The sequence below is a fragment of the Streptomyces sp. MGP-BFMKR1 genome (assembly GCF_057766585.1).
This window is the reverse complement of sequence record NZ_CM173408.1, coordinates 3,314,415-3,328,726: the sequence shown is the minus strand read 5'-3', so window position 1 is coordinate 3,328,726 and position 14,312 is coordinate 3,314,415. Positions and strand designations below refer to the sequence as shown.

Annotated in this window: 12 protein-coding genes and 1 tRNA gene; 4 read left to right on the top strand and 9 right to left on the bottom strand. The window is 69.1% G+C overall.

Annotated elements, in window-relative coordinates; translation table 11 throughout:
• Positions 1 to 445: 445 nt before the first annotated feature.
• The 3 genes from AC3CHW_RS12520 to AC3CHW_RS12510 all read right to left on the bottom strand — a co-directional run bounded on the left by AC3CHW_RS12520 (position 446) and on the right by AC3CHW_RS12510 (position 2,933).
• The gene (locus AC3CHW_RS12520; protein ID WP_488470498.1) at positions 446 to 1,252 is read right to left on the bottom strand and encodes a DUF6551 family protein; all 807 of its coding nucleotides are present in this window, start codon (positions 1,250 to 1,252) and stop codon (positions 446 to 448) included.
• Positions 1,245 to 2,138, bottom strand: coding sequence for a ParB N-terminal domain-containing protein (locus tag AC3CHW_RS12515; RefSeq protein ID WP_488470497.1), 894 nt, complete (start codon positions 2,136 to 2,138; stop codon positions 1,245 to 1,247). Before AC3CHW_RS12515 ends, AC3CHW_RS12520 begins: the two co-directional genes overlap by 8 nt.
• A 636-nt stretch (positions 2,139 to 2,774) precedes the next feature.
• A complete protein-coding gene (locus AC3CHW_RS12510; protein WP_488471273.1) occupies positions 2,775 to 2,933 on the bottom strand; it encodes a hypothetical protein in 159 nt (52 codons plus the stop codon).
• Between AC3CHW_RS12510 and AC3CHW_RS12505 the strand changes: the two genes are divergently transcribed.
• A complete protein-coding gene (locus AC3CHW_RS12505) occupies positions 2,874 to 3,116 on the top strand; it encodes a hypothetical protein (RefSeq protein ID WP_488470496.1) in 243 nt (80 codons plus the stop codon). The genes AC3CHW_RS12510 and AC3CHW_RS12505 overlap by 60 nt on opposite strands.
• Before the next feature lie 145 nt (positions 3,117 to 3,261).
• Here AC3CHW_RS12505 and AC3CHW_RS12500 read toward each other — a convergent pair.
• The 3 genes from AC3CHW_RS12500 to AC3CHW_RS12490 form a co-directional block, all read right to left on the bottom strand.
• Positions 3,262 to 3,334: transfer RNA gene (locus AC3CHW_RS12500), tRNA-Arg, on the bottom strand.
• 324 nt (positions 3,335 to 3,658) lie between these two features.
• Positions 3,659 to 4,045 (bottom strand): hypothetical protein, encoded by a 387-nt coding sequence (locus AC3CHW_RS12495; RefSeq protein WP_488470495.1) that lies wholly within the window; start codon positions 4,043 to 4,045, stop codon positions 3,659 to 3,661.
• Positions 4,046 to 4,072: 27 nt separating this feature from the next.
• The gene (locus AC3CHW_RS12490; protein ID WP_176163632.1) at positions 4,073 to 4,231 is read right to left on the bottom strand and encodes a hypothetical protein; all 159 of its coding nucleotides are present in this window, start codon (positions 4,229 to 4,231) and stop codon (positions 4,073 to 4,075) included.
• 200 nt (positions 4,232 to 4,431) lie between these two features.
• Between AC3CHW_RS12490 and AC3CHW_RS12485 the strand changes: the two genes are divergently transcribed.
• A complete protein-coding gene (locus AC3CHW_RS12485; protein ID WP_488470494.1) occupies positions 4,432 to 5,118 on the top strand; it encodes a TetR family transcriptional regulator in 687 nt (228 codons plus the stop codon).
• Positions 5,119 to 5,162: 44 nt separating this feature from the next.
• Here the strand turns inward: AC3CHW_RS12485 and AC3CHW_RS12480 are convergent, their stop codons facing one another.
• Positions 5,163 to 6,830 carry a M6 family metalloprotease domain-containing protein gene (locus AC3CHW_RS12480; protein ID WP_488470493.1) on the bottom strand — a complete coding sequence of 556 codons (1,668 nt, stop codon included), beginning with the start codon at positions 6,828 to 6,830 and terminating at the stop codon, positions 5,163 to 5,165.
• A 1,109-nt stretch (positions 6,831 to 7,939) separates the two neighbouring features.
• On the opposite strand from AC3CHW_RS12480, the gene AC3CHW_RS12475 reads away from it, so the two are divergent.
• Complete coding sequence (locus AC3CHW_RS12475; RefSeq protein WP_176163634.1) at positions 7,940 to 8,620, top strand: TetR/AcrR family transcriptional regulator; 681 nt, start codon at positions 7,940 to 7,942, stop codon at positions 8,618 to 8,620.
• A 151-nt stretch (positions 8,621 to 8,771) separates the two neighbouring features.
• Positions 8,772 to 10,280, top strand: coding sequence for an MFS transporter (locus AC3CHW_RS12470; RefSeq protein WP_488470492.1), 1,509 nt, complete (start codon positions 8,772 to 8,774; stop codon positions 10,278 to 10,280).
• A 424-nt stretch (positions 10,281 to 10,704) separates the two neighbouring features.
• Here the strand turns inward: AC3CHW_RS12470 and AC3CHW_RS12465 are convergent, their stop codons facing one another.
• Positions 10,705 to 11,208 carry a MarR family winged helix-turn-helix transcriptional regulator gene (locus AC3CHW_RS12465; RefSeq protein ID WP_176163636.1) on the bottom strand — a complete coding sequence of 168 codons (504 nt, stop codon included), beginning with the start codon at positions 11,206 to 11,208 and terminating at the stop codon, positions 10,705 to 10,707.
• A gap of 478 nt (positions 11,209 to 11,686) precedes the next feature.
• Complete coding sequence (locus AC3CHW_RS12460) at positions 11,687 to 12,907, bottom strand: questin oxidase family protein (RefSeq protein ID WP_488470491.1); 1,221 nt, start codon at positions 12,905 to 12,907, stop codon at positions 11,687 to 11,689.
• Positions 12,908 to 14,312 lie beyond the last annotated feature (1,405 nt).

The window sequence follows — 14,312 nt, the reverse complement described above, 5'->3', positions numbered from 1 at the left end:
GCCAGACGTAGCCGTCAGGTTGGGACGTTGTAGACGTCAAACGCCTCGGGCTGTGATCAGCCCGGGCGTTTTGGCTGGCGTCCCGGCGGAATTCGCAGCTGCGATACTCGTTTCAGGAGACATTGGACTCTTGTCAAGGCTCGGTGCTGTGTGATGGTCTCTCTGACCAGCAGCCTGCAAACTGTGTAACCAAATCTTGCACAAGATGCCTCGTGATGGACAGGCTACTTACGCACCCCGGGCGGATTCGTGCTGAACTGGGCGGTGGCTCTGCCGTAAACTGCTACTGCGCCGAGACGGCTCCAACCATAGCTCTAGAGAACCGGGGTGCTTGCGGCGGGTGCTGACGAATGACTGGCTTGCCATCTCAGTGGTCCAATGTCGAGGGAAGAGCCGGGCTGTTGCTGGCTCTCCATAGGTAGTCAGGCTCACAAGAGGCCTTGGTTCAGAATGGCTGTTGAGATTCTGTGCTGAGTCGCCCCGACCGTCGCCCAGAATTGTAAGCGTCACGAATCACCCTGGCGATTCCTTCTACCACGGTCCCGCCGGTGACTTCTTTGTAACCGCGACCCTTGCCGAGGAGGCTCGCAGGCCCCCCGGGTAGTCGGGTTAGCTTGCGGACAAGTGCATCTGAGTCGAGGAACGGGAACTCGTGGAGAACAGACGCTACGCCGAGGAGCACGTAGCTGTTCCCTGCGGCAGGAATATTTCCCCATGCCTCAGTTACGACCCTCAAGGTGCGCCTTAGTAGTTGCCCCCTCTCTGGTGACTTTACGTAGATCTTTCTTAGTGCTGCAACCGCGATGATTGCGTTGCCGGCGCCGGAATCCGAAACCACCCAACCATGATCATGTGCCGCGCGTGTGATGTCCAGAGATTCGGCGTGTCCTGCGGTGACCTCCGCCATGAATTTGTACAGCGGTTGCACGCGTCGGTTATCGTTCAGGCCGAGAAAAAGTTCAGCTTCCTGTTCTGTTGTGAGGCCCCGAAATACCTTCATTCCGATTTTCGTATCTCCGTGGTCTGCAGCCATGCATAGAGCTCCTCGATTCTGGCCGTCGAGCCAGATGTAGGTGCCGTCTGGTCGGGCTGACACTTGAGGAACCCCAAGACGTCCCAAATCAAAACCCTCCCTGAGCTTTCGCGCCACCCAGGCTGTGTCCACCGGCCGGGTGTTTACGGCTCGGTCTGTCGTCACTTGGCTGGGAACGAGCAACTCGATCTCGACGGAGTGTTGGGTTCTGCTATTCATTGCGCATCTTCTCCATTTTCTTCACGTAGGTGTTCGACATTCGACGAGCCTCCTTGAGAGCCTTAAGCATGTATTCGAAATGCTCCGAAGTTGCCAGGTCTTCTGTTACGACGTCGGACAATCCTTCGAGCGCCCCAATCACCACATCGGCGGTGCGGACATAGTCATACTCCCTCTTAGGGGAGCGAGGTCGAAGGGCTGTGTGGCGTGTCTGCTTGAGATTGCGTTCACCGGAGACAATAACCCTTGGTCCGCCGCTTAGGTACGGAAAGCAAGATTCTAGTGTTTCCGGGCACATTCCTTGCAGAAGTAGCTGATGCAACTTTGCGACTACGGAGGTCAATGGGTAATCACGAGGGGGATTCTCGACTGCCTCCACCATGAGCAAAAGTGACTTTTGCGCCTTGCCTACGGTGCCTGAGCAGCTAACTTCCTTCTCTGCTTTGCGGAGGGTCGAACGAAGTACCGTATAAACTTTGGTTGGCAGCCCTACCGCAGCGGCGGCTGAAACTTCTCGCCGGAATCCCTCCTCTGCTCCACGAGGGGGTGGGAGGCGATGCAAGCTAAAGGCTGTTGCCACTCTTTCGGTTACGGTCATGGGTAGCGAGTGGATGGGATCGGGATTCACTAGGTGCTGTTGCAATTCGCGTGCGCCTTCTTCGATATTCCCAACGAAGATTGCGTCCACAAAATGCATATGAGCCCGCCTTGTCGCCTCAAGACGTCTATGTCCACTCAGGAGGAAGTGGTCCTTCTCGGCGATGAGCAGGGGGTCTTTGAGTCCAGATGTCCTGATGGATGAGACTAGGCCGTCGAGATGACGCATCCTTTCCATCGGAGCTGCTGCAGTCCTAATTTCGGAAAGTCTGATTTTCGCTTTCTCCAAAACTCTCCTCTTCTCGGGCTGACAGCACCCGTCCAGTAGAGCCGGGTGCGCGATCTGAGTGGGAGATTAAGCGCAGCTCGTGGTGGATGTAAAAGTCGCCACTCGTGTGGGGTAATTGTCATACCGCTGAGAGGGGGCTGCAGACGATGGTGAGGTCAACCGAGATTCCTCAGGCGATTTCACCCGGCGCGTCGGCCGCAGCCTAAACTGGTGGGAGCAGTCGCTCTCACACCCCGTCGGCGGGCAGAGCTGGCGTCGTGCGTAGACGGTCTGCCACGGGCCGAACCGTCCGGGCGGGGCACGCCAACCCACTTCCTGGCTCCGACAGCGTTGCCGGCAACCCGCCCGGTGCGGACGATCGTCGATGGCGCACCTGTGGGAGTACGCCTGGTGGAACGTCATCGGACGGCTGATGATCGTGCAGACCATATAGGAGTTGGGTCGTCATCAGTGCTGCTGCATCAAAGTGCCTTGCCGAGCTCCAGGATCAGCTGCGACATACTGGGCTGGCCAGCGGCACTACGAGAAGTTGTTTTCGGGAAACGTCGAGCTGGGACGCAATGTGCACATGAAAGAGCAGTCCGCTCCTGAGTTTCTGGCCGTCTAGAGTATGTCGCCAACAGGCTCGGTACAGAGCTATGAATCACCGCCTGCGAGCTCGCGGAAGGTGACATCGAGCTGTACGAGGAGATCGGTCTCCCGCCGGGCCGGCTTCACGACCTCCGCCACGGCGCCGTGACCCTCGCCCACGCGGCCGGGGCCGACCTGAAGGGCATCCAGGAGATGCTCGGCCACTCCTTGATCACCATCACGGCCGACACGTACGCGAGCCTGCTCCCCGAGGCCGACCTGGCGATCGCCGAGGCCGCAGCCCTGGCTCGTCCCACGCGCCCGCGTCACCTCCGAAAACACCGCCTCCCTAGCGGAGGCCGAGCCCGACGACGCGGAGCATCCCGGCCCGGAGTCCGCGCCGGATGATGCTGATCCGTTGGGAGGAATTTCGGAGATCAACTCTCCGTCCGCTCACGCACCGCTCACGCAAACGGCCCCGGACGAGAAGCCCGAGGCCGAATAGATTCCCCTCCCTGAGGGAGAAACCCCAGGTCAGAGCGGTAACGCGTTGTGCCCCCGGCAGGATTCGAACCTGCGACACCCGCTTTAGGAGAGCGGTGCTCTATCCCCTGAGCTACGGAGGCGGGGCTTGCGTGTCCCCGTCGGCCTTGACCGAGAGCGTCGGGCTCCACGCGGTCTGGGCCGTCGGTGAGGGCGGCCCAGGACAGGGTAGCGGATGGGGATGCCCGCGCGGTGGGGTGGGCCGTGGAGGGGGCGGGTCAGTGGTGGCCCGCTGGTCAGGGGGAACCTCGGCCGACTTGGGCGGGGCGCGGAGACCTGGGGCGCGGGCGGTAGGGCCTTGCCTGTCGCATGGCCGTGCTCGGGGCCGGACCGGCAGTCGCGTGCGCCCGGCGCCTTCGCCTACTCGGGCCGCTGGGACACCCGTACGCCCGCGCGTGCGCCCCCGGCTAGCCGCCGAACTGCCAGGTCACTGTGTCGTTCGCGGCGAGCAGGGAGAACAGGACGACCAGGTCGGCGACGCCCAGGGTGAGGCCCAGGAAGGCGCGGCCCTTGCGGTGGGTGCCGCGAAGGAGGGCGAGGGTGGCCAGGGCGATGGCGCACGGGCCGAAGACCAGGTTGAAGACGAGCAGACCGACGAGGCCGAGTACGAAGGCGGCCACCGCCATGCCGTCGGCGTCGCGTGGGCGGTCGGAGTGTCGGATTGCGGTCGGCTCGGTGGTCGGTTCGGCGGTCGCCGGCGGGGCGGGAGTGGCGGTGGGGGCGGAGTGGGGGGTGCGGCGGTGGTCGGCCGGGGTGGTGGCGGTGTGCTGGTGGTCTCGGGTGAGGGCGCCCATGGTGAACTCCTCTCGCTTCAGGGGCGGTCAGTGCTGCCTGGTGCGCGTACGGCGTTCGCGGAGGGAGAAGACGAGCAGCCAGCCGGCGATGACGGTGGCCGCGACGAGGAAGACCGGCAGCGAGGTGTGGGCTGCCGCGCCGACCACGAGGCTCATGAGGAGGAAGAGTGCGACGAGGAAAAGCATCGGACGGCCTTTCTCGGTCGGGGTCGGGGTCGGTGGTCCGGGGGCGGTGGGCGCGGTCGACGTGACCGACGTGGCCGATGTGACCGGTGTGCGGTCGGGGAAAGCCTGCGCCACAGTTCAGTGAACAGTTGGAATGACGACTGTTCACTGACTCCAGTGTACGGTGGCCAAAGTGAGAGAACGGCTGTTTACTGAATGACATGAGTCACACGGTCGGGGTCAGGCAGGCCCAGAAGCAGAAGACCCGGCAGGCCCTCCTGGACGCGGGGCTGCGGCTGCTTGAGGAGCAGAGTCTGAGCAGCCTCGGCCTGCGCGAGGTGACCCGACTGGTGGGCGTGGCCCCGGCCGCCTTCTACCGGCACTTTCGGGACATGGCCGACCTCGGAGTGGCGCTGGTCGAGGAGGCGTTGGGCAGCCTGCACGTCATGATCCGCGCCATACTCGCCGAGCAGAACGGCGACGAGGAACGGATCGAGGGCACCGTCGACGCGGTCGCGCGCCACGTGCGCGCGTACCCGGCCCACGTACGGTTCATCGCGCGCGAGCGGCACGGCGGGGTGCGCCCCGTACGCGAGGCCATCGCGGCGGAGTTGGGCCGCTTCGTCGACGAGGTGGCCGCCGCGTTCGCCCTCCAACTGGAGGCGGACGGATGGAGCGCCGAGGACATTCGGATGCTGGCCGGGTTGTACGTGGACCACATGGTGATGACCGCTGCGGCGTTCCTTGAGGCGGCCCCGGATCGCTCCGCCGCCGCTGACGCTGACGCCTCCGACGACCCCGCCGCGGCCGATCGCGCGGCGTCGGCCGCGGAGGCCAGGATCGCCGCCACCGCCCGCAGCCAACTACGCATCATCAGCCTGGGGCGACAGCATTGGCGTGATGTGTGATGTGTGATGCGTGATGCGTGATGTGCGGCCGTGGTTTCCGTGGCTCAGCTCGCCGCGCCGCGGCGGGTGATTCTGATGGTGTAGTCGCCACCGCGGGTGCGGTCGGTGACGGTGATGCTGACGCGTACGCCGTGCCGGTTGTCGGTGAAGGTCTGGCCCGGCGTGAACGTCGCGTCGCTGAGGCCGGCGTGCACGTTGGGGAGCCGGGTGCAGCCCTGCGCGCCGGCGGTCGGGGCGCTCCAGGGGCGGGCGGTTCCGCGGTGGTGGTGGGTGTGGGGGTGGTGGGGCGAGGGCGGTTGGTGTGGGGTGTCGGAGGTTGACACGGTGCCGGAGGCGGTCGCCGAGCGCGAGGTGGTCGGTCCGTTGGGTGGGGGTGCGGCCCCGTCGGGCCGGTGGGGGTGGCGCGGGGCGGTTCCGCGTGTGCTGTCCATGACGGTGACCGGGCCCTGCCCCGAGTCCTTGTGGACGTCGACCCAGTAGATGAGGACGCCCGGTCGGCACACGGCGGCGTCGTTGCCCCCGCGCGTCCGCGCCTCCATGGCGTACCCGCCACGTCGCGACACGGGAAGGAAGACCACCTTCGTGCCGCCGGGGCGGGCGAGCGGGGTCAGGGTGTGCCGGGATGTTCCGGCTCGGGCGGTCGCGTCGGGACTCTCGGTAGCGCACGCGACCTGCCGCGCGCCGAGCCAGCCCAGCTTCCACTTGTGCCAGCCGAGTATGTCGTTGTTGGCACCCCAGTCCTCCGACATCAGGTCCCAGTGCCCGGCCCGGTCCGCGCCCGACGCGGTGTAGAGGTCGGGCAGGCCGAAGGAGTGGTTGTTCTCGTGCGGCAGCACTCGGTAGCCGGTCTCGCGCAGGCTGCCGGTGCCGTCGTCCTGGCGGCTGTAGACGAACGAGACATTGGACAGGCGCACGCCGTCGGCGCGCGGCGCGCGATCGTTGTCCGCGAACGTCACGGAGAGCACCGTGTGCGCCGCCGGCGGCCCCGCGTTCGGCGTGACCAGGACGTTGACCAGGTCGTACCGCCCGAAGTCCACGCGCTTGTCGGCCGCGGCCACGATGTCCTTGAGCAGCCGCTGATAGCCGGGCTCGTACGGGCTGCCGCGGTCGATGCCGTACGCGGTGAAGGGGCGCGGCATCCGGAGCCAGTGGCGGATCGGCGTGGCGGGCCGGTAGTCGAGCCGCCCGTACGAACCACGGGTGAACCAGCGCGAGGTCTGCGGGAAGAACTCCGCGAACCGCTGTCGCGCCGTGCCCTCGCCGGGGGTGCCCGGGAAGTCGATCATGAGGGTGAGTGCGTGCACCGTGCCGGTGCTGCGCGCGTAGCCGTCCTTGGTCGGAATGCCTTCGGACAGGTGGGCGTCGCCGTGGGTCGGCAGGGCGCAGGGGAGGTCGGCGGCGTCGGCGCCGGAGGCGTTGGCCGCGGAGTCGTCCTGACCGGCGGGGCGCCGGTCCGTCTCGCCGCGCCCCGTGGTGCCGTCGTCGGGTCCGTTCCGGGTCGTTGTGCCGTCTCCGTCCCCGACCCCGTCTCCGTTCCCGTCCGCGTCCCCGTCTGTCGGCCGCTCGTCGCGGCGGCCGGTGAGGCCGTCGCCTGTTCCGCTCTCGCGTGACCGGGCGTCGGCCTGGTCGGGGGTGGTGCTGTCCCACTCGGCCGGGGCCGGTGGGTGGTCCGGGGGCGCGGCGGTCGGGTCGTCGGTGGTCGTGGGCGCCACCGGTATGAGGGCGACGAACGCGGCGGCTGCGACGAGCGCGACGCGGGGCGTCCTGCGGTCTCGTATTCGTGCCTGACCTGCGGGTATGTGCCCCGGGCGAGCGGTCTTCGGGGCCCGGGACGGCGGCGTGGCGGGGCGCGCGGGGGAGACGGGGGAGCGCGGGGTGGCTTGCGCGCCATGCGGAGTCTCCGGCGGCCGGGGTGCACGGGGTGTCTGGGGCGCCCGGGATGTCTGGGCGGGGTTGCGCGGGGCGCGGTGGTGCGAGGCGGGGGGCGTGGGGAGTGCGCCGGGGCGAGGGTCGTTGGATGGGGGGCGTTGGGCCCGCTCGGGGCCCTGGTCCTCGGGAGGGTTGCTGTCGCCTGGCCGTTGGTGCCGCATGCCGGACCCGCCTTCGCGGCCGGGGCAGCCGGTCGGGTGCGGTGGCTGCGCTGTGCGACCACCATCCCGAGCGCGGGAGCGCGCCGCGCGCCGGGTGCGCCCGTCCGCGCGGAATCTGTGCGCCGCTCGGGTGTCGTGGCGGGCGGCGAGGTGTGACGTGTGACGTGGCGGGCGTTGGTCGGGGTGGCGTCCCGGTCCGCCGGAGGTGGTACGCGGGCCCGTTTCGTACGCCCCACGCACCCCGTGTGTCTCCTGTGTTCCGCCGCGGACGATCTTTCCGGGGCCGCGCCCCGGGCCGTGGCGCGCTCGTGACCTGCGGATACGTAGCTCTGCGGGGCCGAGGCGAGCTCGCCTTTCGAGCATGTGTTCCAGTTCACATCGACGCGCGAAATATCCGGGGAGGGGCTCCCCGTTTAACCGGGTGACTTCATAAACGGGGACTGGGTCCCCGGTACGAGGACTTGAGACCTAGGTCCCAAGGATCGTCCCGGGGCCGGGAAGTGACGGAGCGGCATGGGGGCTGAGGGCGCGCGCAGCGCGTCCGTTGGCGCCCGCGTCGCACCACCAGACGACCGAGGAACCGCGGAAGTCGGCGGCGGTCGCACGCACCGCAGCAGCGTCGCTGCGGAGCCGCGCGGCGGCGCGTCAGCAGTACGCATCGGCGTGACAGAAGAGCAGAAACCGTAACGAGCGGGGGCCGCGAGCCCCCGGCCATCGAAGGGAGAGCGGCCGTGACCGCCACCAGCTCCGCGAAGGTCTCGCAGCCCCGGCTGCGCGCGGACGCGTTGCGCAACCGGGAGCGGATCATCGCGGCGGCGCGCGAGGTGTTCGTCGAGCACGGGGCCGACGTCCCCCTCGATGAAATCGCTCGACGGGCTGGGGTCGGAAATGCCACGCTCTACCGGCACTTCGCGGATCGTGGCGAGCTGATACACCACGTCGCGCTCTCCGTCATGGATCACATAGCTGACCAGGCGGAGGCGGCGAGGGTGGAGGAGCCGGACGCCTTCGAGGCACTGCGGCGCTTCGTGCACCAGGCCGCTGGGATGGGAGCGCTGTGCCCGCTGATGTCACATACCGCTGACAAGGAACACCCTGAGTTGGTCGCCGCTCGACACCGCCTCAACTGCGGCATAGAAGCCCTGATGAGGGATGCCCGGGAGAGCGGACAGCTACGGACCGACATAGACGTCGGTGACCTGATGGTCGCCGTGACCCAACTCACGCGACCGCTTCCCGGCCTGGGGGCCACGCCCCGGGGCCGGGGGTCCGAGTGCGGGGTGAGCTGCGTGGACTTCGATCAGTTCGTCCACCGGCACCTGCAGTTGTTTTTGGATGGCCTCGCGACGCCGGCTCGCTCCGTACTTCCCGGCGCGGCAGCAACCATGGAGGACCTGCGCCCCACGACCTGAGCCCATGACCTGACGTTTCTCTCCTTCTTGTCGCGCCGCCGACAGTCACCACAGGCGCGCTCTTGCCACCATCCGGGCCCTGCATGCCTCCCGCGTCGCCGGCCCGCCGAGTCCCGATCTTTCACTCCCGTATCGCTAGGTAGGCCCACTCATGCCAGAAATGGCCAAGCAAGCTGACCCACGGCGCTGGAAAGCGCTGATCTTCATCGCCCTCGCCCAACTGATGGTCGTGCTCGACGCGACGATCGTGAACATCGCGCTCCCCTCGGCGCAGGAGTCCCTGAACATTTCCGAGGGCAACAAGCAGTGGGTCATCACCGCCTACGCCCTCGCCTTCGGTGGTCTGCTCCTCTTCGGCGGACGCCTGGCTGACCTGTGGGGACGTCGTCAGACGTTCATCATCGGCCTGCTCGGCTTCGCCGCCGCCTCCGCCCTCGGCGGCGCCGCGGTCAACAGCGGCATGCTGCTCGGTGCCCGCGCCCTGCAGGGCGTGTTCGGCGCCCTGCTCGCCCCTGCGGCCCTGTCGCTGCTCGCGGTCATGTTCACCGACCCGAAGGAGCGGGCCAAGGCGTTCGGCGTCTTCGGTGCCATCGCCGGTGGTGGCGGTGCGGTCGGCCTGATCCTGGGTGGCGTGCTCACCGAGTACATGGACTGGCGCTGGACGTTCTACGTGAACATCCCGTTCGCCGCCGTCGCCGTGGCCGGCGCCATCATGGTGATCAGCGAGCCCAGCGACAGCCGTAACCCCTCCAAGCTCGACATACCCGGCGTGGTGCTCGCCACCACGGGTCTGGTTTCGCTGGTCTACGGCTTCACCCGGGCCGAGGAGGACGGCTGGACCGCGGGCGCCACCATCGGCCTGTTCATCGCCGCCGTCGTGCTGCTCGCCGCCTTCGTCGTGGTCGAGGGCCGGGTCAAGAACCCGCTGCTTCCGCTGCGCGTGCTCACCGAGCGCAACCGTGCCGGCGTCTACATGTCGCTGGGCCTCGCGGTCATCGGCATGTTCGGTCTGTTCCTCTTCCTCACCTACTACCTGCAGATCGTCAAGGACTACAGCCCGGTCACGACCGGCCTCGCGTTCCTGCCGATGATCGCCACGATGATCACCGGCTCGACCCAGATCGGCGCCCGCCTGATGACCCGCGTTCCCCCGCGGCTGCTCATGGGCCCCGGCTTCCTGGTCGCCGCCCTCGGCATGGGGCTGCTCACCCAGCTCGACACCGAGAGCTCCTACGTCGGGCTGATCCTGCCGGCGATGCTGCTGCTCGGCCTGGGTATGGGCACCGCGTTCATGCCGGCGATGAGCCTGGCGACGCACGGCGTGCAGCCGCGTGACGCGGGTATCGCCTCCGCGATGGTGAACACCTCGCAGCAGGTCGGCGGCGCCATCGGCACCGCGCTGCTCAACACGATCGCGGCCAGCGCCACCACCGAGTACTTCAAGGACCACGCGCAGGGCGCCACGTCGGCCAAGAGCCTGCAGCTCACGGCCCTGGTCGAGGGGTACACGACCGCCATCACCTGGGCCGTCGTCATCCTCCTCGTGGCCTCGGCGATCGCCTTCACGTTCGTCAACACCGGGCCGCAGAGTGGCCACGGTGCCGCCGCCACCGGCGATGGCGCGGAGGACGACGTTCCGGTGCCGGTGATGGCCCACTGACCCACCTCACCGCCCTACCGGCGCCGAGCGAGGCGCCCGGGTGGGAGGGGATGGACAGCGGCTGCCGCGCCCGATGCGCGGCAGCCAGCCGCGGGGCCCCCGCCGTTGGACACGTTTGGCGACAGTGTCCGACAGCGGGGGCCCCGCGGCGTATCCGCACGGAACGGCTCGGACCGGCGCAGCGCCGCCGGCGGGTGCTCGGGTGTTCGGGGGGTCGGGTGGTCGGGTGCTGGCGGCGGCCGGCCCCGGGCGGTGGGCGTACGTGGCGGGCGCGGGGCGGCGGTGACGGTGGGGGAGGTGGGGGAGGTGGGGGGCGAGGGTGTTGTGAGGGCGCCCCGCGTGGGGCGCGGGGTGTTGGAGCGCGTAGGCGCCGGGGGCGCGGGGCGGTGAAGCGTGAAGGCGCCGGGGCGCGAGGTGGTGGGGTTCAGCGCAGCCAGGGGAGGTCGGCGCGGCCACACTCGGGCTGGAGGCCCTTGGCGATGGCGCGGCAGATCTCGCCGAGCTGGCTGACCTGTTCGGCCGAGAGGCGATCGAAGATCGCGTGACGGACCGCCTCGACGTGCCCGGGCGCGGACTTGCTGAGCACCTCGTAGCCCTCGTCGGTGAGCACGGCGTTCTGGCCACGCTTGTCGGAGGCGCAGTCCTCGCGCCGCACCCAGCCGTACTTCTCCAGTCGGGACACGGCGTGCGAGAGGCGCGAGCGGGTGATCTTCGCGTTCCGCGCCAGTTCGGTCATCCGCATCCGTCGCCGTGGCGCGCGTTCCAGGAGCACCAGGAGGGCGTAGTAGGTGTGCGGCATGCCGGCGTCGCGCTGCAACTGACGGTCGAGGTGGTCCTCAAGGAGTGTGGAGGCGTGCATGTACGCCTGCCAGGTCTGCTGCTCCTCGTCGGTGAGCCAGCGCGGCTCGGGCTGGGGTCCACTCGTCATGACAACCACTGTTTCATTCCGGAAGCTCTTCTTGAAGTTTAAACAAGTGCGAGTTGCAGCCATTCCCCGAGCGTGACGGGTCACCCGGTTCCCGGTACGGAGGGTCACCCCGTCTCACGCCGGCGCTCCCGGTACGGGCGCGCGCAGGGTGAAGCCCGGCCCACCTGACGCGGTACGTCAGGTGGCCGGGGCAGCTCAGTGCATGGTCCACCAATCGGCAGTGCCCGCACGGCCTTTTGATCATCTCTGCACGTGTGGAAGGGACTCTCTTGACGCTTGTGTTGGCTGAGAACGTTCGCTTGGGAGCCACGTCGTGTCGCTGAACGATCGTCGGCGGACGTTCGGTGGGCGCCTTGCGGGCGTTCTGAGGCGGTGTGGCCTCATCGACAGCGGCCCCGTCGGCCCGTGCGCGCTCGCGGAACCTGACTGAAAGGCGTCGTGCCGCCCGTACGGCTCACCCGCCGCGCAGGGTCGCGGGTCAGCGGGGTGCGTCGATCATGGACTGGGCGTGCAGGGCCGCCGCGAGCGCGCGGGCGTCGCCGTCCGGGGTGGCGGCTGCCACGTCCACGGCGGTGTCCGCGAACTTGATCACGTGCTCGTCCCCGTGCGCCGTGGCCAGCGCGAACACCTCGTCGGGCGTCATGCTCGCGGCCTGCCGGACCATCGGGGTTGGCCGTCGTTCCGTGGCGCGGTCGCCCGTGAGGCGGCCCTCCGCGGGGCGGTCGTCGCAGAGGCGGGGCGCGGGCAGGGGTGAAGCGGGCCCGTAGATCATCATGAGCACGGCCACGGGCGGCCACACGGCGCGCAACGAGGGCGCCCACAGCGCGCGCGGTAGCGCGGGCAGCGTACGCAGCACCGCATTGGGCGCGGTGGCGGCGTGCACGAGCATGATCGGATCGCCGTGGCCGTGGGTGGCGTACCGGTGGGTGCCGGCCCGTACGAGCCGGCTGAGCTGCTCGTACGCCAGGTCGGGGTCGTCGGGTACGTGCAGCGCGCCGGCCGCCTGCTGCCAGCCGGGGACGGTGGGGACGCGGGCCAGCCGGTCGCGGATGCCGCCGCTCTGGTCCGCCAGGCGGGGGAGCGCGGCGAGCGCCGCCGCGGGGGGCGCCGCGCCGCCGACGTCCACCGCGCCCGGCAGCGGCTGGTGGCGGGCGGCCCAGTAGCCGAGGGCCTCGGCCAACTCGGTCAGGCGCGGACCGCTCGGGGCGGGTGAGGCGTGAGGGACGGCGGGTACGGGTGCCGAGCCTGTGGCGGTGTTGGGGGCGGCGTGTGGTGTGTGTGCGGTGCGCGCGGTGTGTTCGGAGTCGAGCAACGTACGGACCGCGTGCCCCACCCGGATCACGCCATGCGTGGCGGAGGCGAGGATTCCGGGCAGGAGGCGGGGCCACCACACGGCCAGGACCTCGCGCCAGGGCCGCTCGGCCAGTTGGCGGGCGAAGTAGTCGGCCCAGTCCGTGAGGTGCCGCGGGGCCGAGCGCCTGCTGTCAGGTGGTCTCGGTGATCGGAGAGAGGCGGCGCGGCCGGTCCTCCAGCTGCTGCCGTAGGAGTCGAGCCAGCCGTGCACGGTGGCCGACTGCCCGTGCCTGACCAGCGCCTCCACCGCCATGGGCGCATGGTTGGACAGCCAGCCCGCACGCTCGGGGCCGGTGTTGTGCAGTCGTTCGAGAGCTTCGTCGAGGATGCCGCTCGTGTCGTCCATGGGCGCACGCTAGGCAGCCACACCCTGACCCGGAACGGTCGCGAGGACCAACCGCGTCTCGTCCCTGCGGCCGGCGACCATCGACCTGGTTCCCGGCTTTTCTGTGGGCGTGGTGTGTGGTGCGTGGGCGTGGCGGGCCCGGGCGACGGCGGGGGAGCGGATGTGGTGGTGTGGTCGGTCGCGGCGACTGGCCAGCGTGCTCGGGTGCGGAAGACGTACAGGGTGCAGATGCCCATGACCGCGCCGAGTAGCAGGCCGATCTGGGTTGCCTTGAACACGGACGCGCCGCTGAGCCCGTACGGAACTCCGCAGGCGCGACCGGACGTACCGCGCCGTCGCGCCTTGCTTGTGCGGGCGCGCGTGCCGGGGCCGTGTGTGCGCGGACGCGGATGCGTGTGGCTGTGCGGCGTGACGGGGCCTCGTTCTCTCGCCACCTCTGGCCGTCACCGCTGGCCGTCACTGCTGGTCGGCCGGCAGGGCACACCCTCGACAGCACACCCGGTCGCGCCGCCCGGTGCCTCGATCAGCCGGTCGAGCTGCCTGGACCTGTCTTGACCTGCCGTGACCTGCGAAGACGGTCGTCCAGTGGGCGGAGTGGTGGAGAGCGGTGGGGAACGGTGTGGAGCGGCCGGGAGCCGGCGGGGCCCGGGTGCGGCGGGGGAGCGGGGCCCCGCCGGTGTAGCGCTGTGCGGGGGCGCGTTGGGTGAGGCGTACGGGCGCCACGGTGCGCGGGCGTGCGAGGGAGCGCTGAGCGCGGGGGAGGGAAGCACGGCGGGTTTCGCGTGTGTTGGCCTTGCGGGGTTGGGGCCGGTTGCAGGGCCGATGACTGCTCGTCGCTGGCTGAGCGGCGGGTTTCGGCCGGCTGGGACGGAGTGCCCCGGCCTCTGTGGGCGAGCGACTGGGCAGGTGAAGGTTGGGTAGGTAAAGACGGGTCGGTCTGGTTACTCGTGTAGGCGGCCGGGCCCCGACGGCCTGGGGGGCCCGATGGGGCGCGGGCCGGCCGGGCCGCGCGGGGCGGACTCCTGTCCGGTGCCGCCACCTGGGCCTTCCATCGCCGGGTGGTCGGTGGGCTGAGCAACCAGACGGCGACGTATGCCGTCTACAGGGTGGGAGCGGGAGCGCGGACGACGCCGCTCGGGAGCGGGGAACGCGACGACGGACGTGATGGCCGTCTCACGGGCGCGGCGCGGGCCAGCAGTCGAACAAGCGTCGGGGCCGCCTTCGGTACCCGCCCTGACCTGCACTTCCCGATGATCCACTGTCATGTGGCCTCCCTTGCGGCGGGACAGGGTACTGCATGATCACGAAAATTGCGGGGCCGGCTGGGAATTCTGTCCGGTTTCCGCTCGTTGTTTCCATCGGACGGGGTACTTGCAGGGTCCAGACCCTCTATCCCGACCAGCCC